This is a genomic window from Carnobacterium sp. (genome assembly GCF_049673005.1).
GTDB lineage: Bacteria > Bacillota > Bacilli > Lactobacillales > Carnobacteriaceae > Carnobacterium_A.
Window position 1 is genome coordinate 1 of record NZ_JBATXB010000051.1, and the last position, 2365, is coordinate 2365.

A 2365-nucleotide genomic window follows, 5' to 3' on the forward strand; every position below is an offset into this window, starting at 1 on the left:
CCATTTAGTTTACCGTGCGGATTTAATAAATCTAAAGCCCGGTACGATGATTATTGATGTTAGTTGCGACGAAAATGGTGCTATCGAATCAACAATCCCTACCTCACTAACCGAACCCATTTATGAGATAAATGGTGTAGTCCATTATGCCGTCGAGCACACACCAACTATTTTTTATCGTTCTTCTTCTAGTGCCATTTCAAAAGAAACAGCTAAATACATTGACGATTTGATTGAAAACCGTTTTAATGACATTTTAGACAACGCTCTTATCATCAAAAATGGAACCATTATTGATGAACGCATTAATATTTTTCAAGAAAGATTTCTTGCTAATGAAAAAAAAAGATTGAAAAATCAAAATTCTGATACTTTTGATGCGTTTATGGGCCTTGACCCTAAAAAATCCTAAGCCGTTCGATGGTTCATTTGCACTTTTTTCTTCTTTATGAAATCAAGAAATTGTTTCAAAACAAGTCTTATGCTATGATTATTAAGTTAACTAACTTACACATTTATAGGAGGAATAATTTATATGGGTTTAACTAATTTTGATGAATTATTAAATAAATACGCTGAGGCAATTGTTAAAACAGGAATCAACGTACAAAAAGGACATACAGTTGTTCTTCAAGTTGCCGTCGACCAAGCTCCGCTAGCACGCTTAATTACTAAAAAAGCCTATGCTTTGGGCGCAGTTGAGGTCATTATTAAATGGGCTGACGATGTTATCAATCGTGAGCAGATGGAACACACTCCTGAAGAAATTTTAACCGCTATTCCACAATATAAAATTGATGAGTCTTTAGCCATGGTTGCCAAAGGTGCTAGTCGTATTAGCCTTGTGTCTTCTGACCCAGATGCTTTATCTGGTATCGACAGCAAGAAAATTGCGGCTTTTCAATCAGCTAACGGAAAAGCTTTGAGTGTACAACGCAAAGCCACTCAATCCAATAAAGTTAGTTGGGTTGTAGCTGCAGCTGCAAGTGAAAAATGGGCGGCTAAAGTCTTTCCTGATTTAGAAACATCCACTGAACAAGTAGACGCGTTATGGGAAGCGATCTTTAAAGCTGTTCATATTTTCGATGAAGATCCCATTGCTACTTGGGAGAAAAAAGATGTAGTCTTAAATGAAAAAGCTGACGAATTAAACAAAGAACAATTTACAGCTTTGCATTACACGGCTCCTGGTACAGACTTAACAGTCGGTTTACCTGCTAACCACCGTTGGGAAGGTGCTGGTAGTGACAATGTTCGTGGCGAGCGTTTCATGGCTAATATGCCTACTGAAGAAGTCTTTACGGCTCCTGATGCAAACCGTGTCGATGGCGTTGTCAGAAGTACTAAGCCATTAAGCTATGCTGGAAATACACTAATGGATATGGAATTCACTTTTAAAGATGGCAAAGTTGTCAGCGTAACTGCTGGTGAAGGCGAAGATGTCTTAAAACAACTCATTCAAACGGATGACGGAGCTGCTCGTTTAGGTGAAGTAGCCTTAGTGCCAGATCCTTCTCCTATTTCTCAATCCGGTATTACGTTCTTTAACACATTGTTTGATGAAAATGCCTCTAACCACTTGGCATTGGGATCCGCATACGCTTTTAGTTTAGTTGGCGGTACTGAAATGTCTGAAGATGAGTTAAAAGCAGCTGGCTTGAACCGCTCAAATGTGCACGTAGACTTCATGATTGGTTCGGATAAAATGGATGTTGATGGTATCCGCGCTGATGGCAGTGTTGTTCCTATCTTCCGTAATGGCGACTGGGCTTAATATACTAGTCGGTACTAACTACTATTTTTATTGGTAATGCCTAAGTAAAGAGGATCCAGAAGACTTTTTAGTCAACTGAGTCCTCTTTATTTTAAAATAATACTAGACAAATACCAGGATGCGTGAGAAGATAACTAACGTATTGAATTGGTCCTATAGCTCAGCTGGATAGAGCGAACGTTTCCTAAACGTTAGGTCGGGAGTTCGAACCTCTCTAGGATCATAAAATAACTTTAGACTGTCTCTTTTAACTCTTGCATTCTACATGTACGAGTTTTTTTATTGCTCTTTTTTCGAGATGAACAGACGAGATGAGGATAAACGAGATGCTACTCGTACATTAGCTGATTTTTTTCGACCAGTTGGCTTTGATTTGACGTCCAGTTGTCCAGCCCGTATTTTTTTGGATAACTGGATTGCTCATTCGCGCTAACTGGTCGTTTTTTGTGTTAAATTGGACAAGTAGAGCTACATTGCTTAGTAACTCGTTTGATTAGCTGCACCACCTAAACAAAGGCCCCTTCTACTTATTAGTAAGCAGAAGGGGCCTGAGTTCATTAAACCATTAGTCTTCACTTTTTTGCTCTGCAC

Annotated in this window: 1 protein-coding gene, 1 tRNA gene and 1 pseudogene; all 3 read left to right on the top strand. The window is 38.9% G+C overall.

What is annotated here, in order from left to right:
• A pseudogene (locus WBF61_RS04475) lies at positions 1-412 on the top strand (hypothetical protein); the annotation flags it as partial.
• Positions 413-535: 123 nt separating this feature from the next.
• Positions 536-1774 carry an aminopeptidase gene (locus WBF61_RS04480; protein ID WP_424254289.1) on the top strand — a complete coding sequence of 413 codons (1239 nt, stop codon included), beginning with the start codon at positions 536-538 and terminating at the stop codon, positions 1772-1774.
• A 149-nt stretch (positions 1775-1923) separates the two neighbouring features.
• Positions 1924-1997, top strand: a tRNA-Arg gene (locus tag WBF61_RS04485).
• Positions 1998-2365: the final 368 nt, after the last annotated feature.